General features: G+C 72.0%; 29 protein-coding genes, 1 pseudogene and 1 riboswitch. Of the genes and pseudogenes, 8 read left to right on the top strand and 22 right to left on the bottom strand.

Annotation, left to right across the window (positions count from 1 at the left end; all coding sequences use genetic code 11):
• The first annotated feature begins 78 nt into the window (after window positions 1-78).
• Window positions 79-888, top strand: coding sequence for an alpha/beta fold hydrolase (locus L6E12_RS00400; protein WP_236225833.1), 810 nt, complete (start codon window positions 79-81; stop codon window positions 886-888).
• Window positions 889-1477: 589 nt separating this feature from the next.
• Window positions 1478-2425, top strand: a complete 948-nt coding sequence (locus L6E12_RS34975; RefSeq protein WP_304523838.1) for a cold shock domain-containing protein — start codon at window positions 1478-1480, stop codon at window positions 2423-2425.
• A gap of 180 nt (window positions 2426-2605) precedes the next feature.
• Here the strand turns inward: L6E12_RS34975 and L6E12_RS00380 are convergent.
• The 6 genes and pseudogenes from L6E12_RS00380 to L6E12_RS00355 all read right to left on the bottom strand — a co-directional run.
• Window positions 2606-2836: pseudogene (locus L6E12_RS00380) on the bottom strand (transposase); the annotation flags it as partial.
• A 70-nt stretch (window positions 2837-2906) separates the two neighbouring features.
• Entirely contained in the window at window positions 2907-3359 is a 453-nt protein-coding gene (locus L6E12_RS00375; protein ID WP_236225832.1) for a MarR family winged helix-turn-helix transcriptional regulator, read from the bottom strand.
• A 13-nt stretch (window positions 3360-3372) separates the two neighbouring features.
• Window positions 3373-3792, bottom strand: a complete 420-nt coding sequence (locus L6E12_RS00370; protein WP_236225831.1) for an organic hydroperoxide resistance protein — start codon at window positions 3790-3792, stop codon at window positions 3373-3375.
• 139 nt (window positions 3793-3931) lie between these two features.
• Complete coding sequence (gene lpdA, locus L6E12_RS00365; RefSeq protein WP_236225830.1) at window positions 3932-5332, bottom strand: dihydrolipoyl dehydrogenase; 1401 nt, start codon at window positions 5330-5332, stop codon at window positions 3932-3934.
• 45 nt (window positions 5333-5377) lie between these two features.
• The gene (locus L6E12_RS00360) at window positions 5378-5938 is read right to left on the bottom strand and encodes a hypothetical protein (protein ID WP_236225829.1); all 561 of its coding nucleotides are present in this window, start codon (window positions 5936-5938) and stop codon (window positions 5378-5380) included.
• Window positions 5939-6050: 112 nt separating this feature from the next.
• The gene (locus tag L6E12_RS00355) at window positions 6051-6356 is read right to left on the bottom strand and encodes a hypothetical protein (RefSeq protein WP_035283112.1); all 306 of its coding nucleotides are present in this window, start codon (window positions 6354-6356) and stop codon (window positions 6051-6053) included.
• 424 nt (window positions 6357-6780) lie between these two features.
• Here L6E12_RS00355 and L6E12_RS00350 point away from each other — a divergent pair, with 424 nt between their 5' ends.
• From L6E12_RS00350 to L6E12_RS00340, 3 genes are all read left to right on the top strand, one after another.
• Window positions 6781-7257, top strand: coding sequence for an ANTAR domain-containing protein (locus L6E12_RS00350; protein WP_236225828.1), 477 nt, complete (start codon window positions 6781-6783; stop codon window positions 7255-7257).
• Window positions 7258-7361: 104 nt separating this feature from the next.
• Window positions 7362-7841, top strand: a complete 480-nt coding sequence (locus tag L6E12_RS00345) for an ATP-binding protein (protein WP_236225827.1) — start codon at window positions 7362-7364, stop codon at window positions 7839-7841.
• A complete protein-coding gene (locus L6E12_RS00340; RefSeq protein ID WP_236225826.1) occupies window positions 7838-8644 on the top strand; it encodes a SigB/SigF/SigG family RNA polymerase sigma factor in 807 nt (268 codons plus the stop codon). Before L6E12_RS00345 ends, L6E12_RS00340 begins: the two co-directional genes overlap by 4 nt.
• Before the next feature lie 66 nt (window positions 8645-8710).
• Here L6E12_RS00340 and L6E12_RS00335 read toward each other — a convergent pair whose 3' ends face one another.
• Window positions 8711-9016: a WhiB family transcriptional regulator gene (locus L6E12_RS00335; protein WP_236225825.1), complete on the bottom strand. Its 306-nt coding sequence runs from the start codon at window positions 9014-9016 to the stop codon at window positions 8711-8713.
• A gap of 160 nt (window positions 9017-9176) precedes the next feature.
• Here L6E12_RS00335 and L6E12_RS00330 point away from each other — a divergent pair, with 160 nt between their 5' ends.
• Window positions 9177-10154: a Ku protein gene (locus L6E12_RS00330; protein WP_236225824.1), complete on the top strand. Its 978-nt coding sequence runs from the start codon at window positions 9177-9179 to the stop codon at window positions 10152-10154.
• Window positions 10155-10187: 33 nt separating this feature from the next.
• Here the strand turns inward: L6E12_RS00330 and L6E12_RS00325 are convergent, their stop codons facing one another.
• The 8 genes from L6E12_RS00325 to L6E12_RS00290 form a co-directional block, all read right to left on the bottom strand.
• Window positions 10188-11561 carry an L-serine ammonia-lyase gene (locus L6E12_RS00325; protein WP_236225823.1) on the bottom strand — a complete coding sequence of 458 codons (1374 nt, stop codon included), beginning with the start codon at window positions 11559-11561 and terminating at the stop codon, window positions 10188-10190.
• Between the two features lie 238 nt (window positions 11562-11799).
• Window positions 11800-13071 carry a serine hydroxymethyltransferase gene (gene glyA / locus L6E12_RS00320; protein WP_236225822.1) on the bottom strand — a complete coding sequence of 424 codons (1272 nt, stop codon included), beginning with the start codon at window positions 13069-13071 and terminating at the stop codon, window positions 11800-11802.
• Window positions 13072-13082: 11 nt separating this feature from the next.
• Window positions 13083-13460, bottom strand: coding sequence for a glycine cleavage system protein GcvH (gene gcvH / locus L6E12_RS00315; protein ID WP_236225821.1), 378 nt, complete (start codon window positions 13458-13460; stop codon window positions 13083-13085).
• A gap of 18 nt (window positions 13461-13478) precedes the next feature.
• The gene (gene gcvT, locus L6E12_RS00310; protein ID WP_236225820.1) at window positions 13479-14576 is read right to left on the bottom strand and encodes a glycine cleavage system aminomethyltransferase GcvT; all 1098 of its coding nucleotides are present in this window, start codon (window positions 14574-14576) and stop codon (window positions 13479-13481) included.
• A gap of 213 nt (window positions 14577-14789) precedes the next feature.
• Window positions 14790-14887, bottom strand: a riboswitch (glycine riboswitch).
• Between the two features lie 142 nt (window positions 14888-15029).
• Window positions 15030-15806: an energy-coupling factor ABC transporter ATP-binding protein gene (locus L6E12_RS00305; RefSeq protein WP_236225819.1), complete on the bottom strand. Its 777-nt coding sequence runs from the start codon at window positions 15804-15806 to the stop codon at window positions 15030-15032.
• Window positions 15806-16564, bottom strand: a complete 759-nt coding sequence (gene cbiQ, locus L6E12_RS00300) for a cobalt ECF transporter T component CbiQ (RefSeq protein WP_236225818.1) — start codon at window positions 16562-16564, stop codon at window positions 15806-15808. The genes L6E12_RS00305 and cbiQ overlap by 1 nt, the downstream gene beginning before the upstream one ends.
• A gap of 2 nt (window positions 16565-16566) precedes the next feature.
• Complete coding sequence (locus L6E12_RS00295) at window positions 16567-16917, bottom strand: PDGLE domain-containing protein (protein ID WP_236225817.1); 351 nt, start codon at window positions 16915-16917, stop codon at window positions 16567-16569.
• A complete protein-coding gene (locus tag L6E12_RS00290) occupies window positions 16914-17615 on the bottom strand; it encodes an energy-coupling factor ABC transporter permease (RefSeq protein WP_236225816.1) in 702 nt (233 codons plus the stop codon). The genes L6E12_RS00295 and L6E12_RS00290 overlap by 4 nt, the downstream gene beginning before the upstream one ends.
• Before the next feature lie 144 nt (window positions 17616-17759).
• Between L6E12_RS00290 and L6E12_RS00285 the strand changes: the two genes are divergently transcribed.
• The gene (locus L6E12_RS00285) at window positions 17760-18866 is read left to right on the top strand and encodes an oxygenase MpaB family protein (protein ID WP_236225815.1); all 1107 of its coding nucleotides are present in this window, start codon (window positions 17760-17762) and stop codon (window positions 18864-18866) included.
• 45 nt (window positions 18867-18911) lie between these two features.
• On the opposite strand, the gene L6E12_RS00280 is transcribed toward L6E12_RS00285, so the two are convergent.
• The 3 genes from L6E12_RS00280 to L6E12_RS00270 all read right to left on the bottom strand — a co-directional run bounded on the left by L6E12_RS00280 (window position 18912) and on the right by L6E12_RS00270 (window position 22409).
• Window positions 18912-19991 (bottom strand): zinc-binding dehydrogenase, encoded by a 1080-nt coding sequence (locus L6E12_RS00280; RefSeq protein ID WP_236225814.1) that lies wholly within the window; start codon window positions 19989-19991, stop codon window positions 18912-18914.
• A gap of 86 nt (window positions 19992-20077) precedes the next feature.
• Window positions 20078-21247, bottom strand: coding sequence for an acyl-CoA dehydrogenase family protein (locus tag L6E12_RS00275; protein WP_236225813.1), 1170 nt, complete (start codon window positions 21245-21247; stop codon window positions 20078-20080).
• Window positions 21248-21257: 10 nt separating this feature from the next.
• Window positions 21258-22409: an acyl-CoA dehydrogenase family protein gene (locus L6E12_RS00270; protein WP_035288592.1), complete on the bottom strand. Its 1152-nt coding sequence runs from the start codon at window positions 22407-22409 to the stop codon at window positions 21258-21260.
• A 105-nt stretch (window positions 22410-22514) separates the two neighbouring features.
• Here L6E12_RS00270 and L6E12_RS00265 point away from each other — a divergent pair, with 105 nt between their 5' ends.
• The gene (locus L6E12_RS00265) at window positions 22515-23141 is read left to right on the top strand and encodes a TetR/AcrR family transcriptional regulator (protein ID WP_236225812.1); all 627 of its coding nucleotides are present in this window, start codon (window positions 22515-22517) and stop codon (window positions 23139-23141) included.
• A gap of 77 nt (window positions 23142-23218) precedes the next feature.
• Here the strand turns inward: L6E12_RS00265 and L6E12_RS00260 are convergent, their stop codons facing one another.
• The 4 genes from L6E12_RS00260 to L6E12_RS00245 form a co-directional block, all read right to left on the bottom strand.
• Window positions 23219-23821, bottom strand: a complete 603-nt coding sequence (locus tag L6E12_RS00260; RefSeq protein WP_236225811.1) for an ATP/GTP-binding protein — start codon at window positions 23819-23821, stop codon at window positions 23219-23221.
• Complete coding sequence (locus L6E12_RS00255; RefSeq protein ID WP_236225810.1) at window positions 23802-24353, bottom strand: DUF742 domain-containing protein; 552 nt, start codon at window positions 24351-24353, stop codon at window positions 23802-23804. Before L6E12_RS00255 ends, L6E12_RS00260 begins: the two co-directional genes overlap by 20 nt.
• Before the next feature lie 7 nt (window positions 24354-24360).
• On the bottom strand, window positions 24361-24801 hold the full coding sequence (locus L6E12_RS00250) for a roadblock/LC7 domain-containing protein (protein ID WP_035288587.1): 441 nt from the start codon (window positions 24799-24801) through the stop codon (window positions 24361-24363).
• Between the two features lie 45 nt (window positions 24802-24846).
• The coding region (locus L6E12_RS00245) for a hypothetical protein (protein WP_236225809.1) at window positions 24847-25225 on the bottom strand (379 nt) is incomplete at its 5' end.

The following is a 25225-nucleotide window of genomic DNA, read 5'->3' as shown; positions in this document are numbered from 1 at the left end:
ACGACCCGCGAGCAACGGCGCTCGCGGGTCGTTCCCGTTCGGTACCGTGTCCCCCGACCCAGCGCGAGGGAGCGGCCCGTGGCGATCGACAGGCGGTTCACCGGCAAGGCCCGGGTACCCGGCGGGGAACTCGCCTTCGAACTGCGGGGCACGGGCACCCCGGTGGTCCTGCTGCACGGCGGCGCCCTGGACCGGAGCACGTGGGACGCGGAGTCAGCGCTCCTGGCCCCGAACCACACGGTCATCCGCTACGACGCCCGAGGCCACGGGAACTCCTCGACCCCCACCACCCCCTTCGCCCACCACGAGGACCTGCACACCCTGCTGCGCGCCCTGGAACTGCCGAGCGCAACGCTGGTGGGCCTCTCCCTGGGGGCGCGCACCGCCATCGACTTCACCCTGACCCACCCGGACCAGGTGGAGCGCCTGGTGCTGGTCGCCCCCGGCATCAGCGGGATGGCGTTCCAGGACCCGTTCGTGCTGGAGCACCTGCGCCGCATCGGCGAATCCGGCGGGGATCCCGCGGTGATCGCGAAGTGCTTCCTGCGCATGTGGGTGGACGGCCCCCACCGCTCCCCCACCGAGGTCGACCCGGCTGTCCGCACCCGGTGCGCCACGATCGCCACGGCGAACTTCACCCACCACGCCCCCGGCGGGGGGCGATTCGCCACCGAGGTCGGCGCCTGGGACCGACTCGCCGACCTGGCAGCACCCACCCTGCTGGTGGTCGGCGACCAGGACTCGACCGACATCCACGGCGCCGCCGACCGCATCGCCGCAGCCGCACCCGCAGCGCGGGCGGAGGTCGTCCCCGGCGCGGGCCACATGGTGAACCTGGAACGCCCAGCGGACTTCCACCACCTGCTGCTCGACTTCCTCGGCCAGTAGCGGCCGGGCCCGGCTCACCAGGGCGTGGGCAGCACCATCACGAGGAGAGCCAGACCCCACACCACGGTCAGCCTGCTCAAGATTCGCATACCGACGAACTTACGCCGAAGGCCCGCCCCCAACCAGGGGCGGGCCTCCCGCCGACAGCCAAAAGTGAGCACAACCAGCCATATGGTCGAGACCCAGCCGGCCCGGCCACCGGCCGGGCGGCCGGCCACACCTAACCCATTGGGCGCAGCTACCGACCACCCCGCCAACCGCCGACCCGGCTACGGAAATGCCCGGGTGGGTGGATGTGCTTGGGTGGGGGTAGCGATCATGTGCAAGCCTGCCTGGGCTGTGAGGCATCTCTTCAGCCCCACCCGGGCACCACCACCCAAACGACCGGCGCCTTTGGAGCTGGGAACGGCCAAGCGGATGCGGGGCCACCAGAAAGCGCCAAAACCCGGTCTCAACTCGGCGTGTCGCCAGGTGAACCGACGGCCCGCCCCTGGCTCCGCACCGCCCGCCTGTGGACCCGGCCCGACGGACCGGAAGCCCGTCAGAGAGACTGGGGGCCAGTACCCGCCCTCTCGACCTGGAGCCTTCGATGCCGCAAGGGACCGTCCGTTGGTTCGACGCCGAACGGGGTTTCGGCTTCCTCGCGCCCGAGGACGGCTCGCCGGACGTGTTCGTGCACGCCTCCGAGATCGTCGAGGACGGCGGCGCGAAAATGCTCCGCGAGGGTCAGGCCGTCGTGTTCGAGGTCGGCGAGAACGACCGCGGGCCCCAGGCGCTGCGCGTTCGCGTCACCGCCGATGCGGCCACCGGCAGCGCCGTGGGCCTGCTCGGCACCATCAACTGGTACGAGCCGGGCAAGGGGTACGGCTTCGCGTCGCCGGACGGCGGCGGCGCCGACATCTTCGTGCACAGCTCCGCCATCGTGACCGGCGGCGTGGTCACCGAGGGGCAGCGGGTGGCCTTCCTGATCGTCGAAGGCGAGCGCGGCCCGCAGGCCGGGCACGTGATCCCGCTGGGAGCAGGGGCAGGCTCACCCGCTGCGGCCGGTAGCGCAGACGGTGCCGACGGCACGGTGGCCTGGTACGACGAGGACAAGGGCTTCGGCTTCATCAACCCCGACTCCGGCGCCGGGGACATCTTCGTTCACGCCCGGGCCCTGGCCGAGGGGCTGACGTGGCTCGCGGAGGGCGACCGCGTCGCCTACGAGGTGGCCAGTGGAGACAAGGGCCCGCAGGCCCGCGACGTGCACCTGGTCCGGGGCGCCGAGCCCCAGACGGCGCCGCAGCGGTCGGCACCTGCCGCGGCCGCAGGGCAGGCCGCGCGGGACGTGCCCGCACGAGGCGGCGAGGGCGTCGTCGCGCGCTACGACGGCGACCGCGGCTTCGGCTTCATCACCCCGGACGCAGGCGGCAACGATCTCTTCGCCCACGCGTCCGTGATCATGGGGTCGGAGCCGCTGCAGAAGGGCGACCGGGTCCGGTACGCGGTGCGTCAGAGCGACCGGGGCCCGCAGGCCGACCGCGTCGAACGCCTCTGAAGAGGCTGCCCCACCGATGGCTGATCACTTCCCGACGAGAGTGCTCGATCTTTATGAGCCTGCGGACCTCGATCATGGTGCAGGCCGGCGTGAGTAGCGCCAGTGTGGTGCGTTCGGTCCGGTCGTAGCGCAGCCCGAGGCGTTTGAACCGCAGCAGCCAGGAGATGGTGCGTCCGACGACTCACGTAACCGCCGCCACGCGGTGTGCCCGGAACCGCATCCGAGCTGCTCGGGTAGGTCTCGCAGGCGGCAGCCTGTGTCGAGCACCAACAAGATCCCCTCCAGCGCGGCACGGTCATCGATCCGGGGCCGCCCACCCGGACCGCGCGGCGCTGGTCGGGACGGGATCAGGGGTTCGATCAGCTCCCAGAGCCGGTCGTCGACCCGCCGCTGCTGCGTCGTCTTCGCCATGACTGCCCACGATCGACGACCAGGACCGGCAGGCTACGCAGTGACACACCCTTGAGGTTTGAGACCAGGTCTAAGAAGGCTCCTCGGCAACGCGCTCCATCCGAGCCAGGAACGCCGTCACATCAGCCTGCAACGCCATGATCTGCTCCAGCGAACTCCCCGAAGCCGCCAGGACCCCGGCAGGCACCTCAGCGATCCGCTCCCGCAACGCCTCCCCCGCCTCGGTCAGCGACACGACCACGCTCCGCTCGTCGGCCGCGCTGCGCGACCGGGTCAGCAACCCCGCCGCCGCCATCCGCTTGAGCAGCGGCGACAGGGTGCCTGAGTCCAGGCGCAGCACGGCGCCGAGGTCCTTGACCGTCACCGGGTCGCGTTCGAGGAGGGCCAGCATCACCAGGTACTGCGGGTAGGTGAGCCCCAGGTCCTCCAGCAGCGGCCGGTAGCAGGTGGTCATCGCACGTGACGCCGAGTACAGCGCGAAGCAGAGCTGCTGCTCCAGCCGAACGGCGTCACGCTCGGTCATCACATGCTCCTGTTCAGGCCACGGTCAGCTGAACGTCGATGTTCCCACGGGTGGCGTTGGAGTACGGGCACACCTGGTGCGCCTTCTCCACCAGCTCCCGGGCGGTGTCCTTGTCCAGACCGGGGATGGTCACCTCCAGGGCGACCTCAAGGCCGAACCCACCGGTGTCGAGGGACCCGATGCCCACCTTCGCAGCGACCTGCGACCCGTCGATCTTCTGCTTCGCCTGACGCGCCACGACCTGCAGCGCGCCGTGGAAGCAGGCGGCGTACCCGGCGGCGAACAGTTGCTCCGGGTTGGTCTTGTCCCCACCGGGACCGCCCAGCCCCTTGGGCACCGACAGGTCGGTGTCGACCACGCCGTCGGACGAGCGCACGTGCCCGCCTCGGCCGTCACCGGTCGCCGTCGCCTGCGCCTCGTACAGAGCCTTCACAGCTACCTCCTCGTTTCGGGTACGAGAAGAACAGTAGCCCTCGATTGAGTTGTGCGCAACTCAATCGAGCACAAGAAAACCGAACGACCCCCGGGCGCACTGCTCCCCGGGGGTCGTTGGACGCGTCGAGCCGGTCGGACTACATGTTGATCATGTGCCCGGCCAGGCCGTGGACGGCCTCCTTCACGGCCTCGCCCAGGGTGGGGTGGGCGTGGACGTTGCGGGCCACCTCGTGCACCGTGAGGTCCCACTGCTGGGCCAGGGTCAGCTCCGGCAGCAGCTCGGTCACCTCCGGGCCGATCAGGTGCCCGCCGAGGAGTTCGCCGTACTTCTTGTCGCTGATCAGCTTGACGAAGCCGACCGGGTCGGCGAGGCCGTGGGCCTTGCCGTTGGCCGTGAAGGGGAACTTCGCGACCTGGACGTCGTAGCCCTTCTCCCTGGCCTGGGCCTCGGTGTAGCCGAAGCTGGCGATCTGCGGCTGGCAGTAGGTGGCGCGCGGGATCATGGCGTAGTCCAGCTCCATGGTCTCCGCGTCGGCGATGGTCTCGGCGGCGATGACGCCCATGGACTCCGCGGCGTGGGCCAGCATGAGCTTGGCGGTGACGTCGCCGATGGCGAAGATGTGCGGGACGGAGGTGCGGCAGCGGCCGTCGACGGCGATGGCGCCGCGCTCGGTCAGCTCCACCCCGGTCTTGTCCAGGCCGTAGCCCTCGACCCGGGGCTGGAAGCCGATGGCCTGCATGACCTTGTCGGTCTCCAGGACCTCCTCGGTGCCGTTCTTCGACACCGTGACCCGGACCTTGTCGCCGGAGTCGTCGATCTTCTCCACGCGGGTGCCGACGCGGATGTCGATGCCCAGCTTCTTGTAGCGGCGGGCCAGCTCCTTCGACACCTCCACGTCCTCCAGCGGGACGACGCGGTCGAGGAACTCGACGATGGTGACCTTGACGCCGTAGTTGTGCAGGACGTAGGCGAACTCGACGCCGATCGCGCCCGCACCGGCGATGACGATGCTCTCCGGCAGGGAGTCGGCGAGGATCTGCTCCTCGTAGGTCACCACCCGCTCCGACAGCGACGTGCCGGGCAGCAGCCTGGTGGTGGCGCCCGCGGCGATGATCGCGTGGTCGAAGGTGACCGTCTCGGTGCCGCCGTCGCCCAACGCCACCTCGATGGTGTTGGCGTCGGTGAAGGTGCCCCGGCCCTCGAACTGCTTGATGCCGTTCTTCTTCATCAGGTAGTGCACGCCCTTGACCCGGCCCTCGGCGACCGAGCGGCTGCGGCGGTACGCGGCGCCGTAGTCGAAGCGGACCCCGCCGGCGTTCTCGATGCCGAACGCCTCGGCTTCGTGCTGCACCAGGTGGGCGAGTTCGGCGTTGCGCAGCAGGGCCTTCGACGGGATGCAGCCGACGTTGAGGCAGACCCCGCCCCAGTACTTCTCCTCGATGACGGCCGCGGACAGCCCCAGCTGGGTGGCGCGGATCGCCGCGACGTACCCGCCGGGTCCCGCGCCGAGGACGACCACGTCGAAGTGTGTGCTCATGCCCCCACGATATTGCCCGCGCCGGTCCGGCGCGGGCGGGGCGCCTCAGCCGCGGGCGGCCGTCGACGGTGCGTACGGGCTCGTGAGCACAGAGGCAGCACCGGACCGGGCGAACGGCACGTTCAGCCGCAGGTGCGGGGGCTCGACGTCGTCCCCGGCCTCCAGCGCCCGCCGGACCTCGCGGACCACGGCCGCGTCGGACAGGTCCGCCGCACCGGCGGCCACGCGGCGCACCGGGACCCCGGTCGGCCCGGGCTCGGGGCCCGAGCCGACCAGGACGATCCCGCGCACGGTGCCGGGGAACTCCGCGACCAGGCGGACGGCGACGTCCACCAGCGCGGCGTGCGCCACGACGTGCGTGCGGGTGTTGCGGTCGGCGAGCGTCTCCAGCACGTCCTCGACCCGGTGCAGCAGCTCCACCTCGTCGGGGACCGCGCACCAGGCGAGCTGGTAGCGCTGCTCCAGCGGCTGCCACGCCGACGGGACCTCGGGCTCCCCGTCCCGGGGTGCCAGCACCACGATGCCGGGGCCGTAGTCCAGCCCGCGCCACAACGGGGTCGCGGGGATGGTCGCCGTGGAAGTACTCGCCGACAGTTCGTGCAGCACATCAGCCTCCTGGTCTCGCCCACCCTGACGGGGGAAATACCCAGGACGGGTGGATTCAATCACCCGACCGTGCGATGGTGGCCTATCTCGCACTGCGGCACCGCGCGGAACTTCAGCCCGTCGCGGGCTGTTCCAGCACCGCGAAGTTCAGGTGCCCCTCGTCGTCCTGCTGGACGTCGAGCACCTTGTCCGACAACAGGTCGGCCGCTCCCGGCTCCAGGAACACGTTGGCCTGGGGTTTCGGGCTCACCACCTGGTCGCCGTCGGTGGGCGCCGGGGCCAGGGCCACCGCGAGCGGCGCACCGTCGGGCTGCTCGGGTTCCACGAGGGTGAAGCGCAGACCGCCCTCGTCGGCGATCCCGTCCTGCTGGGTCAGGGCGCTGATCGCGTCCGCTGCCGCTTCCGTCACCGCCAGCATGTACTGGCTCCTTTCCGTGTCGACCGGGGCCGGGGTTCGCCCTCCGGTCGCGTTCTCGTCTCGTCGTGCGGCTTGCGCAACCCACCGTAGAGGGGCTCCGGGCGCCCCGCAGGCCGGGCGGCGGGACCCTGCCTTGTGCCCGCCTCGGCGTGATCTTTAGAGTGGTGCGGAGCGGTTGAGCAAGCAGCCGCAGCGCGTCGGGGACGACACCAGTGGCGGATCCGGCGCTCGCGTGAAGCGAGTAGCTGCGTGTTGCCCGGCCCGCACCCGCGTCGGCGCTGTCCGACGCGTCCTCCTCGCCCGCGCGAACCCACGGCAACAGACCGGGATTCGAGCCAGGAGGAGCGAGGATGGGCAGTGCGGCGCGAAGATCGCCGGTGCGCGGCCCAGAGCGCGGCGGTCCGGAACGCGGTGGTGCGCGCCGATGACCGACGGGAATGACGGTGCCGTCGACCAGTTGCGGTCTGAACTGGACGGTCTGCGGCGGGCCCTGCGCACCAGGGCCACCATCGAGCAGGCCATGGGCGTGCTGGTGGTGTTGCGCCGCTGCTCGCCGGACGAGGCGTTCGAGGCGCTGGTCCGGCTGTCGCAGCAGTACAACACCAAGCTGCACCGGGTGGCCCACCTGGTGGTGGGCATGTTCGCCGAGCCGGGCGCCGAGCCGCTGGAGGCGTACCTGCGGCGCAAGACCGGCGCGGACGAGACCGGGCCGGAGGCCGACGCGGACGCGGACGCGATGCGCGCCGACCCCGGGCTGCTCGCCGCGGTGCGGGCGCTGGTGGCCGCCGAGGACGACGCGGCCAGGTCCCGGGCCGTGCACGAGCTGTACCGGCTGCTGCTCGACCGGGGCTGGGTCCCGCCGTACGAGGTGCTCGGCCCGATCGCGGGCGAGCGCCGGTGAGCCCTGCGGGCGCCCCCTTGGGGGGCGGGGGTCGGGGTGGGCCTGCGACGATGGAGCGGCCGCCCGGCAGGGTGAGCCGAGCAGAGGATGGGAGTTCGAGCACGATGACCGACAGCGATCGCGGGGTGTACGAGGGCGGGGTGCCCGACAACCGGGCGGGAACGGCGGCGCAGGCCGGTTTCACGCCCGCGGTCGACGACCGGATCAGGCTGCGGTTCGCTGCCGACCTGCTGAACCTGCCGGTCGTGCGGTCCGTGGCGGGCACCGTGGCCGCGCTGCAGGACCACGACATCGACGCGATCTCCGACTTCAAGCTCGCCGTCGACGAGGTGTGCTCGACCCTGATCACCCGGGCGGTGCCGGGCAGCGAGCTGGAGTGCTCGTTCGTCCGCGACGGCGACCTGGTGTGCTTCGAGGCGGTGGCCACCACCGCCGCCGAGGTCGTGGTCGACACCTCCTCCTTCGGCTGGCGGGTGCTCACCACGCTGACCGACCGGGTGGACTCCTGGGCGGGCCCGGGACCCGACGGCCAACCGACCCTGCACATCTACATAGCCAGAGGCCGGACGGGGGGTACCGCATGAGTGCCGCCCCCACCGCGCCCGAGGGATCGGGCACCCACGAGTACACCCACCTGGCGCCGAAGTTCGCCGAGCTGGCCGAGCTGCCCCCGGGTGACCCGCGCCGCGAGGCGGTGCGCGACGCCCTGGTCACCGGGCACCTGCCGCTGGCCGAGCACATCGCCACCCGCTTCTCCCACCGCGGCGTCGCCCGCGAGGACCTGGTGCAGGTGGGGACCGTGGGGCTGATCAACGCCGTGGACCGGTTCGACCCCGCGCGCGGGATCGACTTCCTGTCCTACGCGGTGCCCACGATCATGGGCGAGGTGCGCCGGTACTTCCGCGACACCGCCTGGTCGGTGCGGGTGCCCCGGCGGCTCAAGGAGCTGCACCTGACGATCTCCGCGGCGGGCAACGAGCTGTCGCAGCGGCTGGGCCGGGCGCCGACGCCGAGCGAGATCGCCGCCCACCTGGACATCCCCAAGGAGGACGTCTACGAGGGGCTGGAGGCCGGGCAGGTCTACCAGTCGGTCTCGCTGGACGAGGCGCTGTCGGCGGGCGAGCCGGGCTCGGACCCGCTGGCGGACACGCTCGGCGAGGACGATGCCGGGCTGCTGGGCATCGAGGACCACGAGTCGCTGCGCCCGCTGATCGAGCGGCTGCCCGAGCGCGAGCGCACGATCCTGCTGCTGCGGTTCTTCAAGAACATGACCCAGACGCAGATCGCCGAGCGGATCGGCGTGTCGCAGATGCACGTGTCGAGGCTGCTGACCAAGACGCTGGAGACGCTGCGCACCGGTCTGGTCGAGGAGCCCGGCAAGGGTTAGGCCGTCGTCCGGGGGCCGCGCGGAGGAGCCGGGACCGATGTCGGTCCCGGCTCCCGTGTCCTCGGGTCAGACCCGGGCGCCCGCTTTGCTCACGCGGGTGCGGGCGGCGTACGCGGCGCGGCGCTCGGCCTCGTCCAGGCCGCCCCAGATGCCGTAGGGCTCCACCACGGTCAGCGCGTGCTCGCGGCACTGCGCCAGCACCGGGCAGCCCTGGCAGATCTCCTTGGCCGTGCGGACCCTGGCGGCCCTGGCCTGGCCGCGCTCGGAGTCCGGGTGGAAGAAGCGGGCGCTGTCCATGCCCCGGCACGACCCGTGCCGCTGCCAGTCCCACGTGTCCGCGATCGGACCGGGCAGGCGTGAGACGTCGCTCATGGCGGGGCTCCCCTCGTTGCTGGTTGAGCCCGAGTTACCCAACCGGTTGCGGCGTCAAACGAACTGTGCGTTGTTTTTCCGGCAGGCCGTTGAACAGGACTTTCCCGGTGGTCGTGGGTCACACTGGAGCCGACAACCGGAGCGGCCCCGGGAGGGTGACGTGGCGCGACCCATATGGCACGGAGCGATCAACTTCGGGCTGGTGACGGTCCCGGTCGACATGTTCGGTGCGACCGAGGACCACACCGTCAGCTTCCGGCAGTTCGAGCGGGGCACCTCGGACCGGATCCGGTACAGGCGGGTCAACGAGCGCACCGGCGCGGAGGTCGCCTACGCCGACATCGTCAAGGGCGCGGAGGTCGGCGGCGGCGAGTACGTGATCGTCGAACCGGACGAGCTGGACCAGATCGCACCCGGCCGCTCGCGCACGATCGACATCACCGCGTTCGTCGACCTCGACGAGATCGACCCGATCCACTTCCAGAAGACCTACTGGCTGGCCCCGGCCAAGGACGAGTACGGCAAGGCCTACAGCCTGCTGCTGCAGGCGATGCGCAAGACCAACCGGGCCGGGATCGCCGGTTTTGTCATGCGCGGCAAGGAGTACCTGACCGCGGTGCGCGCGGGCGGCGACCTGCTGATGCTGACCACGCTGCTGTTCCCCGAGGACATCCGCGACCCGGCCGACGAGCTCAAGTCGATGCCGGAGATCACCCCGGCGCGCGGCCGGGAGCTGGACATGGCGGTCACCCTGATCGAGTCGATGACCGAGGAGTGGTCGCCGGAGGACTACCACGACACCTACACCCAGCGGGTCGAGCAGCTCATCGAGGACAAGCGCCAGGGCCGCGAGATCGTCACCGAGGAGGCGCCGAGCAGCCCGACGAAGGTGGTCGACCTGTTCGAGGCGCTGAGCAAGAGCGTGGAGAGCCGCAAGAAGCGCCGGGAGGGCGGGGGCCCGGCCAAGCCGTCGGCGGGGTCGTCGGAGGAGCCGTCGGTGGACCTGGACGGGCTGAGCAAGGCGGAGCTGGAGAAGATGGCCCGCGAGCTGGACGTCAAGGGCCGCTCCAAGATGACCCGCGACGAGCTGCGGGACGCGGTGGCCGCGGCCGGGTCGGGCAGGCGGGAGGCGTCCTGACCGACTCCGCCCGCGGTGGGCGACCGGGTGGGCTCAGCACTCGATGACGTTCAGGGCCAGGCCCCCGCGCGCTGTCTCCTTGTACTTGGTGTGCATGTCCGCGCCGGTCTGGCGCATGGTCTTGATCACCTTGTCCAGGTGGACGATGTGCGTGCCGTCGCCGCGCAGCGCCATCCGGGAGGCGTTGATGGCCTTGGTCGACCCGACCGCATTGCGCTCGATGCACGGGATCTGCACCAGCCCGCCGACCGGGTCGCAGGTCAGGCCGAGGTGGTGCTCCAGGCCGATCTCGGCGGCGTTCTCGACCTGGGCGACGGTGCCGCCGAGCACGGCGGTGAGGCCCGCCGCGGCCATGGCGCAGGCGGAACCGACCTCCCCCTGGCAGCCCACCTCGGCACCGGAGATGGACCCGGTCTCCTTGAGCACCACGCCGATCGCGGCGGCGGTGAGCAGGAAGTCGACCACGCCGTCGAGCGTGGCGGTGGGGATGAACCGGGTGTAGTAGTGCAGGACGGCGGGGATGATGCCCGCGGCGCCGTTGGTGGGCGCGGTGACGACCCGGCCGCCGGAGGCGTTCTCCTCGTTGACCGCGAGCGCGTAGAGGCTCACCCAGTCCATGACGTAGAGCGGGTCGCCCGCGCCGTCCTCGGCGAGCAGCTTCTCGTGCAGCGCCCTGGCGCGGCGCGGGACCTTGAGGCCGCCGGGCAGGACGCCGTCGCGCGCGCACCCGGCCTCCACGCAGTCGCGCATGACCTGCCAGATGTCGAGCAGGCCCGCGCGGACCTCGGCCTCGGTGCGCCACACCAGTTCGTTGGCCAGCATCACCTCGGCGACGGTCAGCCCGTGCGCGGCGCAGTGCGCGAGCAGGTCGGCGCCGGTGCGGAACGGGTACGGCACCGGGGTGGTGTCGGCGGAGATCACCGGCCCGTCGGCGGCCTCCTGGTCGAGCACGAAGCCGCCGCCCACCGAGTAGTAGGTGCGCTCGGCCAGCCGCTCCCCCGCCGCGTCGAAGGCGGCGAAGGTCATGCCGTTGGGGTGCAGCGGCAACGCCTTGCGGCGGTGCATCACCAGGTCGGTGTCCTCGGTGAAGGCGATCGGGTGGGTGCCCAGCAGCCGCAGCTCGGCCGCGGCCCGGATCGCCGCGACCCGGGTGGGCACCGCGCCGGTGTCGACGTCCTCGGGCCGTTCGCCCTCCAGGCCGAGCAGCACCGCCTTGTCGCTGCCGTGGCCGTGCCCGGTGGCGCCGAGCGAGCCGAACAGCTCGGCGCGGACCCGGGCGACCCGGTCGAGCAGCCCGGCGGCGCGCAGGCCGTCGGCGAAGATCAGGGCGGCGCGCATCGGGCCCACAGTGTGCGAGCTGGACGGCCCGATGCCGACGCTGAACAGGTCGAAGACGCTGACCGCCACGACGTTTCTCCTCGGTGTGTCATGACGGCGCGGCGGCGGGACCGGGTCGCGGTCCCGCCGCTGTCCGTCGGCTGGGCTTGTCCTGTGAGTCTCGTTCGATGAGAGTCGTGATCGGGGTGGTTCCTGGTGGTGCGGGACGAGGGCGCCGATACCGGGGTTGTATCGGTGTCCTCGTCCCGTGCCGCCAGGGGCCGCATCCGGCGCGGCTATCGCGAACACGGGCTCGCAGGACAAGCCCCTAGCCCAGCTCGGGGTAGAGCGGGCGGCGCTTGACCAGCAGGGCCACGCGGTCGCGCAGCGCGGAGCTGGTCTCCTCGTCGAAGTCGGGCCGCAGCGCGACGGCGATGATGTCGGCGACCTCGGCGAAGTCCTCGGCATCGAAGCCGCGGGTGGCCAGCGCCGGGGTGCCGATCCGCAGGCCCGAGGTCACCATCGGCGGCCGGGGGTCGAACGGGACGGCGTTGCGGTTGACGGTGATGCCGATGCCGTGCAGGCGGTCCTCGGCCTGCTGGCCGTCGAGCTCGGAGTCCACCAGGTCGACCAGGACCAGGTGCACGTCGGTGCCCCCGGAGGACACCTTGACGCCCGCCGCGGTGGCGTCGGGCGCGGAGAGCCGGTCGGCCAGGATGCGCGCGCCTTCCAGCACGCGGCGCTGCCGCTCGGCGAACTCCTCGGTGGCGGCGATCTTGAAGGCCACCGCCTTGGCCGCGATCACGTGCTCCAGCGGGCCGCCCTGCTGGCCGGGGAACACCGCCGAGTTGACCTTCTTGGCCAGCTCCCGGGTGGACAGGATCACCCCACCGCGCGGACCGCCGAGGGTCTTGTGCGTGGTGGTGGTGACCAGGTCGGCGTGCGGCACCGGGCTCGGGTGCAGGCCCGCGGCGACCAGACCGGCGAAGTGCGCCATGTCGACCATGAGCTTGGCGCCCACCGAGTCGGCGATGCGGCGGAACTCGGCGAAGTCGAGCTGGCGCGGGTAGGCCGACCAGCCCGCGATGACCAGTTGCGGCCTGTGCTCCTGGGCCAGGCGCTCGACCTCGGCCATGTCGACCAGGCCGGTCTCCTTGTCGACGTGGTAGGCGGCGACGTTGTAGAGCTTGCCGGAGAAGTTGATCTTCATGCCGTGCGTGAGGTGACCGCCGTGGGCCAGGTCCAGCCCGAGGATGGTGTCACCGGGCTTGAGCACCGAGACCATCGCCGCGGCGTTGGCCTGCGCGCCCGAGTGCGGCTGCACGTTGGCGTGCTCGGCGCCGAAGAGCGCCTTCACCCGGTCGATGGCGAGCTGCTCGATCACGTCGACGTGCTCGCAGCCGCCGTAGTAGCGCTTGCCGGGGTAGCCCTCGGCGTACTTGTTGGTCAGGACCGAGCCCTGGGCCTGGAGCACCCCGAGCGGGGCGAAGTTCTCGGAGGCAATCATCTCCAGGGTGTCCTGCTGGCGGCGCAGCTCGGCGTCGACGGCGGCGGAGACCTCCGGGTCGACCTCGGCCAGCGGCTGTGCGAACGTGCTCATCGTGGTCTCCCTCAGTCCGTCTCGGCGATCAGCGCGGCGTACTCGGTGGCGGTGAGCAGCTCGGGGGTGCCGGTCACCTGCACCCGGAACAGCCAGCCGTCGCCGAACGGGTCGAGGTTGACGTGCTCGGGGCTGTCCACCACCGCGTCGTTGACCTCGACGACCTCGCCGGAGACCGGCGCGTACAGCTCGCTGACGGACTTGGTCGACTCGATCTCGCCGCACGCCTCGCCCACCTCGACGGTGGCGCCGACCTCGGGTAGCTGCACGAAGACGACGTCGCCGAGGGAGTCGGCGGCGTACTTCGTCACCCCCACCGTGGCGGTGGGGCCGCCCAGGTCGACCCACTCGTGCTCCTCGGTGTAGCCGAGGTTCTCCGGGATGCTCATCTCGTTCTCGATCTCCTGCTAGGCGGGACGCTGGTAGAAGGGCAGCTCGACGACCTCGACCGGGAGGGCCGTACCCCGGACGTCGACCGACAGCGCGGTGCCCGGTGCACTGGCGGCCGCCGGGACGTAGGCCAGCGCGACCGGGTGGCCGAGGGTCGGCGAGAGGGCGCCGCTGGTGACCGTACCGACCCGGTTCCCGGCCGCGTCGAGCACCGCGTACCCGGGCCGGGGGGCGCGCTTGCCGGTGGTGACCAGGCCCACCAGCACCTTGTCCTCCACGTCGGCGTCGCGCCTGCGCTCCAGCGCCGCCCGCCCGACGAAGTCCCCCTTGTCGAACTTCACGACCCGGCCCAGGGCGGCGTCGAACGGCGTCAGCTCCGCGTTCAGCTCGTTGCCGTAGAGCGGCATCCCGGCCTCCAGCCGCAGCGTGTCGCGACAGGCCAGCCCGGCCGGGACGAGCCCGCGACCCTCCCCGGCCGCGGTCAGCGCCCGCCACACGTCGGTGGCCAGGGCGCCGTCGACGTAGAGCTCGAAGCCGTCCTCGCCGGTGTAGCCGGTGCGGGCCAGCAGCACGTCGTGCCCGGCCGCGGTCGCCGCGACGCTGGCGTAGTACGGCAGCGCGTCCAGGTCGGCGCCGGTGACCTCGCGCACGATCGCCGCCGAGTTCGGCCCCTGCACGGCGATCAGCGCGGTCTCGGCGGAGCGGTCGACGACCTCGACGTCGAAGGCCGCGGCCCGCGAGAGGAGCTCGGCGGCCACCACGGCGGTGTTGGAGGCGTTCGCCACGACCAGGTACCGGTCCGCGGCGAGCCGGTAGACCACCAGGTCGTCGAGGACGCCGCCGGACTCGGCGCAGATCATGGTGTAGCGCGCGCGGCCCGGCTTCACCGCGGACAGCTTGCCCACCAGGGCGTAGTCCAGGGCGGCGGCGGCCTCCGGGCCGGTCAGCTCGATCTCGCCCATGTGGCTGAGGTCGAACAGGCCCGCAGCCGTGCGCACCGCCTTGTGCTCGGCCAGTTCGCTGCCGTAGCGCAGGGGCATCGCCCAGCCTGCGAAGTCGGTGAACGAGGCGCCGAGGGCCTCGTGCACCGCGTGCAGCGGGGAGGGTGTGCTCATGGAAGTCCGTTCTCCTTCGGCCGGGCGGGGGTGCTCGACCGTCCACAAGCAGCGTGGCACGGACGGCGCGAGTTCGGGAGGACAGGTGCGCGGCCTGTGGACAACTCCGCCCGCTGTCGCCCGGGTCCTGTGGACAACCGGGGGCGGGGCGGCGCGGGGGCCGAGGTGGGGACGAGCGCGGGCATGCAGGAGTTCCTCCGCTTCCGGATCGGGAACTCCCCCTCTGTCATGTGACCTGAGAGCTTCACCGCCCGGGGGCGGCTTGCACCGTGGGTGAGGCGCGGAAGCGCCTGCTTTCCAGAGTGGCCTGGCCTGAGGACGGTAGCTGTACCTGAGAGATTCCGGGGAGTTTGCTCCTTCGGTGCCCCAGCTCGCGCTGGAGGCTCTCCCGCCCTGGCTCGTGACGGCCCGATATTCGCTTGTGTGGGGTCAACCTAACCGGCGGACGGGCGGTCAGTCCAGCCTGAAGCCGAACGGCAGCTCCAGCCGGTGCGCCGCGAGCAGCGCGGTGTCGGCCAGCAGCTCCCGGGTGGGGCCGTCCGCGACCACCACGCCCTCGTCGACGAGCACGCTGCGCGGGCACAGCTGCAACGCGTAGGGCAGGTCGTGGGTGACCATGAGCGTGGTGCGGCCCAGGCCCAGGAGCACCTCGGCGAGTTCGCGCCGGGCGACCGGCTCCAGGTTCGCCGAGGGCTCGTCGAGGACGAGGACCTCCGGGTCGCAGGCCAGCACCGTGGCCAGCGCCACCCGCCGCCGCTGCCCGCCGGACAGGTGCATCGGCGAGCGGTCGGCGTGCTCGGCCATGCCGACCGCGGCCAGCGCCGCGGCCACCCTGGCGTCGAGTTCGGCGCCGCGCAGGCCGAAGTTGGCCGGCCCGAACGCCACGTCCTCGCGGACGGTCGGCATGAACAGCTGGTCGTCGGGGTCCTGGAAGACGATGCCGACCCGGCGGCGGATCTCGCGCAGGTTCGCCTTGGCCACCGGCAGCCCGGCGACCGCCACCCGCCCGGCCCCCGCGGTGTGCACGCCGTTGAGGTGCAGCACCAGCGTGGTCTTCCCCGCGCCGTTGGGGCCGAGCACGGCGACCCGCTCCCCCGGCTCGACCCGCAGGTCGATGCCGAACAGCGCCTGGTGCCCGTCGGGGTAGGCGTAGGCCAGGCCCTCCACCAGCAGCGCGGGCGGGCGGTCGGTCGGGGTCGCGGCGTCACCGTCCGCGGCGGTCTCCGGCATCACACCCACAGTGTGGTCCCCAGGACGAGGACGGCGCCCACCGCGGGGACCAGGCCCGCGAGCCAGACCCGGGGTGCGGCGGCCCGCCCGGCGTCGGGCATGGTGCCGGTCCAGCCGCGCGAGACCATCGCCAGGTGGACCCGTTCGCCGCGCTCGTAGCTGCGGATGAACAGGGTGCCGACGGCGCGGGCGGTGGCCCCGGCCTGCCAGAGGAAGCGCGGGTCGTGGCCGCGGCAGATGCGGGCGACCCGCATCCGGCCCGCCTCGGCGGAGATGACCTCCAGGTAGCGCAGCATGAGCGTGGCGATGGTGATGACCAGGGCGGGCACCCGCAGGCGCTGCAACCCGACGAGCAGGTCCCTGGGCGAGGTGGTGGCCGACAGGGTCAGCGACACCAGCACGCCGAGGGTGCCCTTGACGAGGATGTTCCAGCCCGCCAGCAGCCCGGTCTCCGACAGCCGCAACCCCAGCAGCCCCACGGTCGGCCCGCCCGCGGTGAACGGCAGCACCACGGCCAGCACGACGAACGGCGCCTCGATCAGCGCCCGCTTCGCCAACCACCCCGGCGGGATGCGGGCGAGCACCCACACGCAGGCCAGCAGCAGCAGGTACAGCCCGAACGCCGGGAACTCCCCGCGCGGGGTGGACACCACGCACAGCACCACGGCGAGCGCGGCGACGACCTTGACCTGCGCGGGCAGCCGGTGCACGGCGGTGTCACCGGGGCGGTGCAGCAGGTGCGCGTGACCCGCACCCACCGCTACTGCTCCGCGGACCGCTTGCGCAGCACCCAGAACAGGCCACCGGCGAGCACCAGCGTCACCACCACGCCGAACACCCCGGCCAGGCCGGAGAGCCCCTCGTCGCCGTTGACGGCGTAGTCGGCGAACGGGCTGCCTGCGAGCTTGTGGTCCTGGGCGTTCTGCGCGATGCAGTCGCCGAGGAGTTCCTCGCCCTCGGGCGTCTCCCGCACCTCGCAGCCCTGGAGGGTGGCGTGGTCGAGGCCGTCGGGGTCGGAGTCGGCGAAGTAGGACACCCCGCCCGCGAGCACGAGCGCGATCAGCAGGAAACCGAGCAGGAAACCGGTGTTGCGCCTGGACTTCGTGGTCACGCCGCCGCCTTCCCGCGCAGCTCCAGCGGCTTCTGGGTGCCGCGCAACAGGTACACCAGGTCCGGCCGCACCGCCGCGACCGCGCCGACGGTCAGCGCGGTGATCACGCCCTCGCCGATGCCGATCAGCACGTGCACGCCGAGGATCGTCGCGGCCACGGTGCCCAGGTCGAACGCCGCGTCGCCGCCGATGGCGAACTCCAGCACGAACCCGAGCGAGGCGACCACGGTGTTGACCAGCGCGGCCACGAACGCCACCGCGACCAGCCCGGTCCGGCCGCGCGCGGCGAACCGCTTGAGCCCCAGCGCGACGAGGAAGCCCGCCGCGGTGCCGATCAGGGCCATGTTGGTGATGTTGGCGCCGATCGCGCTCAGCCCGCCGTCGGAGAACACCAGCGCCTGCACGACCAGCACGATCGACACGCACAGCGCGCCGACCCACGGCCCGACCAGGATCGCCGCGAGCGCCCCGCCGAGCAGGTGCCCGGACACGCCCGCGAGCACCGGGAAGTTGAGCATCTGGGTGGCGAAGACGAACGCGGCGACCAGCCCGGCCATCGGGGCGGTCCGGTCGTCGAGGTCGGCGCGGGCACGCACGGCCGCGAACCCGACCCCGACCACGGCGACGCCGATGAACAGCAGGGTGGTCGGCGAGTTCAGCAGGCCGTCGCTCATGTGCATGGCGACCGAGGTGGTCATGGCACCTCCAGGGCGGGGACGGGACCGGCCGAGCCTATTGCGCAGGAGGTGCTAACGCCATTGCTTGGCAACAGCGACACGCACGCAGTGGCTCACTCGATAGAGGGAACGTGCAGTCCGTCACAGTGCGCCTACACTCCGCACGTGCTCACCACTGAACGATTGAACGCGCTACGCCACGAGGGTGATCCGCTCGCCGACTCCGTCATCGAGGACCTGATGACCACCGGCGAGATCGACCGGGTCAACGCGGTCCTGTCCGAGTTCCGCGGCAACGCCCAGGCCATCCCGGAGAACCTGCCGCCGCGGGTGCGCGAGTACCTGGTGGCCACCGACGTGCCGCCCGCCTGGCTGGACGCGGACCGGGTGGCCGGGGCGCGGGAGTTCTTCGTCGACGACGGCGCGCACGTGGCGTCGGTGCTGTCCTACGGGGCGATGGTCGAGTGCTACGCCCAGGAGGTGCCCGCGAAGGTGCTGACCGCCACCCACCGGCTCAACCAGCCGCACCGCAGGCTCGCCGAGACCTCGCAGTTCGTGCTGAACATGATGGCCGTGGACCCGTTCGGCGACGGCGGCGCCTTCGTGCCGACGATCCAGAAGACCCGCCTCATCCACGCCGCGGTCCGGTACATGGTCTCCCGCTCCCCGGACTGGGACGCGGCGGCGGACGGCACGCCGGTCTGCCAGCGCGACCTGCTCGGCGCGCTGCTGATCTTCTCCGTGCGGGTGGTGCACGGGATGCGCCGGATCGGGGTGTCGGTCACCGAGCAGGAGGCCGAGGACTACTGGCACGTGTGGCGGGTGGCCGGGGCGATGCTGGGCATCCGCGAGGACGTGCTGCCGGAGACCTTCGCCGAGGCGGACGAGCTGAACGCGGTGCTGCTCGACGGCGGGTTCAGCCCGTCGCCGGAGGGCACCGAGCTGACCGCGCAGATCCTCGCGCTGTACCAGGACTTCGTGCCGGGGCGGGCGTTCGACGGGGTGGTGCCCGCGATGGTGCGCCAGACCATCGGCCACGAGATCGCCGACATGGTGGGCGTCCCGAACTCCCCCGGCTGGAACCGGGTGGTCGGCGGCGGCGTGCGGGCGCTGCGGGCGCTGGAGCGGGCCGAGGACAACAACCGGGTGGCCCGGGCGGTGCTGGACAAGGCGGGCGGTGTGCTGTTGAAGACCAGCGCCCGGATGCTGACCGGCGGTCGCGCCACCCCGCTGGCCATCCCGGCGGGGCTGCGCGGCTGCCCGATGGGCTGAGGGCCGCGTCCTCGGAGCCGGGCACCCGGCTCCGAGGACGGGTGTTCAGAAGCGGATCAGCGTCCGGCCGCCCTTGCCCTGGCGCATGTCCTCGAAGGCCTGCTCCACGCCGTCGAGGTCGGTCGTGGTGGTGACCAGGCTGCCCAGGTCGAGCTTGCCCTCGGCGACGAGGTCGAGCAGCAGCGCGACGTCGACGTCGGGGTCGGTGGAGCCGAACAGGCAGCCGGTGAGGCTGCGGCCCTGCCAGTACAGCTCCAGGGCGCTGAACTCGACCACGGCCTTGGCGCTGCCCACGCCGACCACCACCACGTGCCCGCCGCGGCGGCTGGCCGACCAGGCGGTGCGGATGGTGGCGGGGATGCCGACGCACTCGAAGGAGACGTCGGCGCCGCGGCCGCCGGTGAGCTTGCGGACCGCCTTCACCGTGGTCTCGTCGGACACCAGGAAGTGCGTCGCGCCCTGGGCCGTGGCCAACTCGGCCTTCTCGGCGTGCACGTCGACGGCGATGATCGGGTCCGCGCCCGCGATCCGCGCCGCCTGGAGCACGGACAGGCCGATGCCGCCCACACCGACGACGACCACGGCCTGGCCCGGCCGCACCTTGGCGGTGTTGAAGACCGCGCCCGCCCCGGTGAGGACCGCGCAGCCCAGGACGGCCGCCTGCTCCAGCGGCACGTCGTCGGGGATCTTCACCGCGCCGCGCTCGGGGACGATGGTCTCCTCGGCGAAGGCGCCCGCGCCCAGGCCGGGGTAGAGGTCGGTGCCGTCGGCGAGGGTGCCGTGCGGGACCGCCGCGGCATCGGAGTTGTGCGCGCACAGCCACGGCTCGCCGTTGTCGCAGAACCAGCACTCGCGGCACGGCGGCGCCCAGTTGAGCAGCACGTGGTCGCCGGGGGCCACCCGGGTGACGCCCTCGCCGACGGCGGTGACGACGCCCGCGCCCTCGTGGCCGAGGACCGCGGGGACCTGCTGGCGCAGCGTTCCGTTGGACAGCGACAGGTCCGAGTGGCACACCCCCGCGGCGACGACCTTCACCCGCACCCGGCCGGGCCCCGGCTCGGGCAGCACGATGTCGGTGACCTCCAGCGGTTTGCCCTGCTCGGACAAAACGGCTGCCCTGACCATGTCACTCCTCGGATCCGTTGCTGCTGTGGGGGTGTCGCCGCCCCATGCTCCACCACACCGGCGGAGCGCGGGGGGTGAGCTGCGTCTTAGCCCAGGGTGCCGGAAATACTGGCGTGGCCCTTGAGGATGTTGCGGGCGATGGTGCGGCGCTGGATCTCGTCGGTGCCCTCGTAGATGCGCAGCAGCCGCAGCTCCCGGTACCAGCGCTCGACCGGCAGTTCCCGGGTGTAGCCCATCCCGCCGTGGATCTGCAGGACGCGGTCGACGATCTCGTTGGCCTTCTGCCCGCCGTAGAGCTTGGCGATGGACTGCACGTGCCGGGAGTCCTTGCCCTGGTCGACCACCCAGGCCGCGTGCAGCACCAGCCAGCGCAGGGCCTCGATCTCCACGGCGGAGTCCGCGATCATCCACTGGATGGCCTGGCGGTTGGCGATCGGCTCGCCGAAGGTGACCCGGGTGTTGGCGTGCTCCACCGCCATCTGCACCAGGCGCTCGCAGGCGCCCAGGGCGCGGGCGGGCAGCATGTACCGGCCGCGGCCGATCCACTTCATCGCCAGCTCGAAGCCGCGGCCGACCTCGCCGAGGACGTTCTCCTTCGGCACCCGGACGTCCTCGAAGACCAGCGCGGCCGGACCCCACTCGCCCATGGTGTCGATGTACTCCGAGCGCCACCCCTGGTCCCGGTCGACCAGGAAGCAGGTCACACCGCCGTTGGCACCCTTTTCCCGATCCGTGACCGCGAAGACCATGGTGAAGTCGGCCTCGTTGCCGCCGGTGATGAAGGTCTTCTCGCCGTTGATGATCCAGTCGGTGCCGTCCTGGCGGGCGCTGGTGCGGATCGCCCTGGCGTCGGAGCCCGCGCCGGGTTCGGTGATGGCGAAGCAGGAGCGGCGCTCACCGGAGAGCGTGGGCAGCAGGTAGCGCTGCTTCTGCTCGTCGTTGGCGTAGTAGAGGATGTTGTCGGCGTGGCCGCCGAAGCGGAACTGGACGAACGAGCGGCCCAGCTCGGCCTCCAGCAGCGCCGACATCACCGCGCCCAGGCCCATGCCGCCGTACTCCTCGGGCGTCTGCACGCCCCAGAAGCCCGACGCCTTGGCCTTGTCCTGCAACTCCACCAGGACGTCGTGGGTCAGGCCGGGCTGGTTGGCGCGTTCGCGGCGCAGCACCTCCTGCTCCAGCGGCTGGATCTCCTTGCGCACGAAGGTGCGCACCCAGTCGCGGACCGACTGCTCTTCCCCGCTCAGGGAGAAATCCACGGCTCACTCCTCACACGAAGGCGTTGATGCCGGTCAGCGCGCGGCCGATCAGCAGCTTCTGGATCTGGGTGGTGCCCTCGTAGAGGGTCATCACGCGGGCGTCGCGCAGGTACTTCGCCACCGGGTACTCGTCGAGGTAGCCGTAGCCGCCGAAGACCTGGATGGCGAGGTTGGCGGCGGTGACGGCGTTCTCGCTGGCGTAGAGCTTGGCCATCGAGGCGGCGGTGCCGAAGGGCAGGCCGCGCTCGATCAGGTCGGCGACCCGCCACACCAGCAGCCGGGCGGCGTCGGTGTTGACCGCCATGTCGGCCAGCATCTCCTGCACCAGTTGGTAACCGGCGATGGGCTTGCCGAACTGGGTGCGCTCCAGGGCGTACTTGACGCTGGCCTCCAGCGCGCCCTTGGCCAGCCCGACGCACCCGGCGGCCACGGACATGCGGCCCTTGTCCAGCGCGGTCATGGCGATCTTGAACCCGACCCCCTCGTCGCCGAGGCGGGCGGAGGCGGGGACGCGCACACCGTCGAGGATCAGCTCACCGGTCGACTGGCCGCGCAGGCCGAGCTTGCCCTTGATCTCGCGGTGCTCGAAACCGGGGGCGTCGGTCGGCACCAGGAAGGCGCTGACCCCCTTGGCGCCGGGACCGCCGGTGCGGGCGAAGACGAGGGCGACGTCGGCCCAGGTGCCGTTGGTGATGAACATCTTCGAGCCGGTGATGACGTAGTCGTCACCCTCGCGGACGGCCTTGGTGGACAGGTTGCCCGCGTCGGAGCCGGTGTCGGGCTCGGTCAGGCCGAAGCAGGCCAGCGACTCGCCGGAGGAGATGCGCGGCAGCCAGTGCCGCTTCTGCTCCTCGGTGCCCCACTTGTCGATGGACTTGCCGACCAGGCCGAGGGAGACGCTGACGATGCCCCGGATCGCCGAGTCGCCGCGGCCCAGCTCCTCCATCATCAGGCAGTAGCTGAGGTTGTCGCCGCCGGAGCCGCCGTACTCCTCCGGGATCGTCATGCCCAGGAAACCGACCGCGCCCAGCTTGCCGACGATGTCGCGGTCGACCGCCTCGCGCCGGTCCCACTCGCGGGAGTGGGGCACGACCTCGCGGTCGATGAAGTCCCTGGCGAGGTCCCACAGCGCCTGCTGCTCGCCGGTGAGGGCCAGATCCATCACGTCTCCCGTCGCTAAACCATACGGTGTTAGGTTTAGTCAGGATAGGATGCCGCCAACCCCGGTGCAACAGGGCGCGGGCGTGATCGGGGAGACAGCGAACCAGTGCCACGGCCGACCACACCGCTGCTGAGCCGCACGCGCATCCGCGAGCACGCCCTCGAGGTCGTCGACGCCGCAGGCCTCGACGGCCTGTCGATGCGCAAGCTGGCGAGCGGGCTCGGCGTGCAGGCGGCGTCGCTCTACAGCCACTACCGCACCAAGGACGAACTCCTGCAGGACGTCGCCGACTCGGTGATGTCCACGGTGGACGTCTCCGACTTCGCCGGGACGGACTGGCAGGCGGGCCTGCGCACCTGGGCCCGCTCCTACCGCGCGGCCCTCGCCGCCCACCCGAACCTCGTCCCGGTCCTCGCCGCGGGCCCCGCCCGCCGCGAAACCGCCCTGCAACGCGCCGACGCCGTCCACGGCGGCCTGGTCCGCGCGGGCTGGCCACCCCGCTACGCGACGATGATCGGCGCCTCCACCAAGTACCTCGTCCTGGGCGCGGCCATGTCGTCGTTCTCCCGCGGCTTCGAGGACGACGTGCAGGTCTACGTGGACCGCTACCCCCACCTCGACCAGGCCCACCGCCTCCGCGACCACGCCGACGAGATCGACGCGGAGAGCTTCGAACTGGCCCTGGAGGCGTTCATCACCGGCCTGGTCGCCCTGCGCTCCCGCGTGTCGTGACCCCGGGTCCACGCGGTGGACCCGGTGGCAGGCCGCGGATGAGCGGGACCGCTCCCCCGGCCCGCCGGGTCACCCGGTCAGGAGACGCCCGCGCCGTGGAGGGTGACCCAGCGCTGCATGGCGTACTCGACCATGGTGATGAGGGTCTGCTTGACGCTCGCCCGGTCCCGCGCGTCGCAGGCGATGATGGGGACCTCCGGGGAGATGGCGAGGGCGTCGCGGACCTCTTCGAGGTCGTGGTTGAGGACGCCGTCGAAGCAGTTGAGGCCGATGACGTAGGGCAGTTCGCGCTCCTCGAAGAAGTCGATCGGGGAGAAGGAGTCCGCCAGCCGCCGGGTGTCGGCCAGGACCACCGCGCCGATGGCACCGCGGACCAGGTCGTCCCACATGAACCAGAAGCGCTGCTGACCGGGGGTGCCGAACAGGTACAGGATGAGGTCGGAGTCCAGCGAGACGCGGCCGAAGTCCATGGCCACCGTGGTGGTGGTCTTCTCCGGGGTGGCCGTGGTGTCGTCGATGTCGGTGCTGGCGCTGGTCATCACCGCCTCGGTGGTGAGGGGGACGATCTCCGACACCGCACCGACGAAGGTGGTCTTGCCCGCGCCGAAGCCACCGGCGACGACGATCTTGACCGAGGTCAGCGTCGGGGCCGCCGTGTCCTCATAGCCGACGGAGTCCACTGAGTACCCTTTCCATCAACACCAGGTGCGCGCGGTTGGCGCCACCGGTGGCTGTCTTGTGCACGGTGACCAGCCCGAGCTGGGCCATGTCGCCCAGCAGGACCTTGGCGACGCCCAGGGGGGCGCCCATCAGGGTGGCGACCTCGGCGACCGACCGCGGCTCGTGGCACAGCCTGGCGATCGCCCGGTGCTCGGACTCGGCGAACGCGGCCGCGTCGGCGGCCCGGTCGCTGGTGGAGACCATGGTCTCCACCCGCAGCTCGAAGGTGGAGCGGGTGCGGCCCCTGGTCCAGGCGTAGGGCCGCACGATCGACGACTGCTCCTGCGGCTCCGGGGTGAACTCCGGTTCCGGGACGAACGCCGGTTCCGGCTCGGTGCCCGGCCACTGCGGCTCCACCGCGCCGCGCTCGGGGACCGGCGGCGGGTCGGGTGGGGTCGCCACCTCGGTGCGGGGCGGTCTGCGCCGGTCCTGGCCGCCGAACGTGAAGCCGTTCAGCAGCTCGGCGAAGCCCACGTCGGGGATGTCGTTCATGCCGGCCTCACGCAGGCTGCCGGACCATCCGACCGGAGGAGCCCTGCAGCGCGGCCCGCAGCTCCGGGGTGAGGATCTGCCCGACCCGGTCGACCAGCAGGGTCATCTCGTAGGCGACCTGCCCGATGTCGCAGGTGGGGGCGGCCAGGATGGCCAGGCAGGAGCCGTCGCTGATCGCCATCAGGAGCATGATGCCGCGCTCCATCTCCACCACGGTCTCCTTGACCGCGCCCGCCTCGAAGCAGCGGGCCGCGCCCTGGGTCAGGCTGATCACCCCGGAGGCGACCGCCGCCAACTGGTCGGCGCGGTCGATCGGGAGCCGCGACGAGGACGTCAGCAGCAACCCGTCCGCGGAGACCACCACCGCGTGCGCGACACCGGTGACCCGCTCGGCGAAGTCGTTCACCAGCCACCCGAACTGGCTCGGCTTGGACTGCGTGGTCGTCATCGTGCTCCATTCCTCGTCTTCACTGTGTTCTGGGTGCGCACCGGGTCAGGTCCACCCACGTCCGGGTTCCGGGTCCTCGGGCCCGCCGCGCCGGGCGAGGCTCTCCCGGCCGCGGCCGATGCCCCGCTGCAGGCTGCCCAGCCGGGAGCGCAGCGCCGCGGCGTCGCGCTCCATCAGCGGGCCGCCCGACTGCGCGCGGGCCTCGTCGAGGCTGCCGGGCAGCAGCCGTTCGCGCGGGGTGCGCCGGGGCAGCCCGCCGTCGGCGACCTCGGCGGGGTCGGTGTCGGCGGAGATCCGCCAGTTCGCGCCGCGCAGGTCGGGGCCCGTCGGTTCGGGTGCGGCGGGCGCGTGGGCGCCGCGCGCCCGGTGGATGCCGCGCTGGTAGCTGGAGAGCCGCTCGCGCAGCTCGGCCGCGTCGCGAGAG

This window comes from Actinokineospora sp. PR83, assembly GCF_021056305.1.
GTDB classification, from domain to species: Bacteria; Actinomycetota; Actinomycetes; order Mycobacteriales; family Pseudonocardiaceae; genus Actinokineospora; species Actinokineospora spheciospongiae.
The sequence above is the reverse complement of the archived record's forward strand: the minus strand, read 5'-3'. Positions and strand labels throughout refer to the sequence as shown.

Excerpts from the sequence above, each read along its gene's own strand:
- L6E12_RS34975 (WP_304523838.1), top strand. The coding sequence starts at position 1,478 with ATGCCGCAAGGGACCGTCCGTTGGTTCGACGCCGAACGGGGTTTCGGC.
- L6E12_RS00375 (WP_236225832.1), bottom strand. The coding sequence starts at position 3,359 with ATGACCGAGCGTGACGCCGTTCGGCTGGAGCAGCAGCTCTGCTTCGCG.
- lpdA (WP_236225830.1), bottom strand. The coding sequence starts at position 5,332 with ATGAGCACACACTTCGACGTGGTCGTCCTCGGCGCGGGACCCGGCGGG.
- L6E12_RS00355 (WP_035283112.1), bottom strand. The coding sequence starts at position 6,356 with ATGCTGGCGGTGACGGAAGCGGCAGCGGACGCGATCAGCGCCCTGACC.
- L6E12_RS00350 (WP_236225828.1), top strand. The coding sequence starts at position 6,781 with ATGACCGACGGGAATGACGGTGCCGTCGACCAGTTGCGGTCTGAACTG.
- L6E12_RS00345 (WP_236225827.1), top strand. The coding sequence starts at position 7,362 with ATGACCGACAGCGATCGCGGGGTGTACGAGGGCGGGGTGCCCGACAAC.
- L6E12_RS00340 (WP_236225826.1), top strand. The coding sequence starts at position 7,838 with ATGAGTGCCGCCCCCACCGCGCCCGAGGGATCGGGCACCCACGAGTAC.
- L6E12_RS00335 (WP_236225825.1), bottom strand. The coding sequence starts at position 9,016 with ATGAGCGACGTCTCACGCCTGCCCGGTCCGATCGCGGACACGTGGGAC.
- glyA (WP_236225822.1), bottom strand. The coding sequence starts at position 13,071 with ATGAGCACGTTCGCACAGCCGCTGGCCGAGGTCGACCCGGAGGTCTCC.
- gcvH (WP_236225821.1), bottom strand. The coding sequence starts at position 13,460 with ATGAGCATCCCGGAGAACCTCGGCTACACCGAGGAGCACGAGTGGGTC.
- gcvT (WP_236225820.1), bottom strand. The coding sequence starts at position 14,576 with ATGAGCACACCCTCCCCGCTGCACGCGGTGCACGAGGCCCTCGGCGCC.
- L6E12_RS00305 (WP_236225819.1), bottom strand. The coding sequence starts at position 15,806 with ATGCCGGAGACCGCCGCGGACGGTGACGCCGCGACCCCGACCGACCGC.
- L6E12_RS00290 (WP_236225816.1), bottom strand. The coding sequence starts at position 17,615 with ATGACCACCTCGGTCGCCATGCACATGAGCGACGGCCTGCTGAACTCG.
- L6E12_RS00280 (WP_236225814.1), bottom strand. The coding sequence starts at position 19,991 with ATGGTCAGGGCAGCCGTTTTGTCCGAGCAGGGCAAACCGCTGGAGGTC.
- L6E12_RS00270 (WP_035288592.1), bottom strand. The coding sequence starts at position 22,409 with ATGGATCTGGCCCTCACCGGCGAGCAGCAGGCGCTGTGGGACCTCGCC.
- L6E12_RS00255 (WP_236225810.1), bottom strand. The coding sequence starts at position 24,353 with ATGAACGACATCCCCGACGTGGGCTTCGCCGAGCTGCTGAACGGCTTC.
- L6E12_RS00250 (WP_035288587.1), bottom strand. The coding sequence starts at position 24,801 with ATGACGACCACGCAGTCCAAGCCGAGCCAGTTCGGGTGGCTGGTGAAC.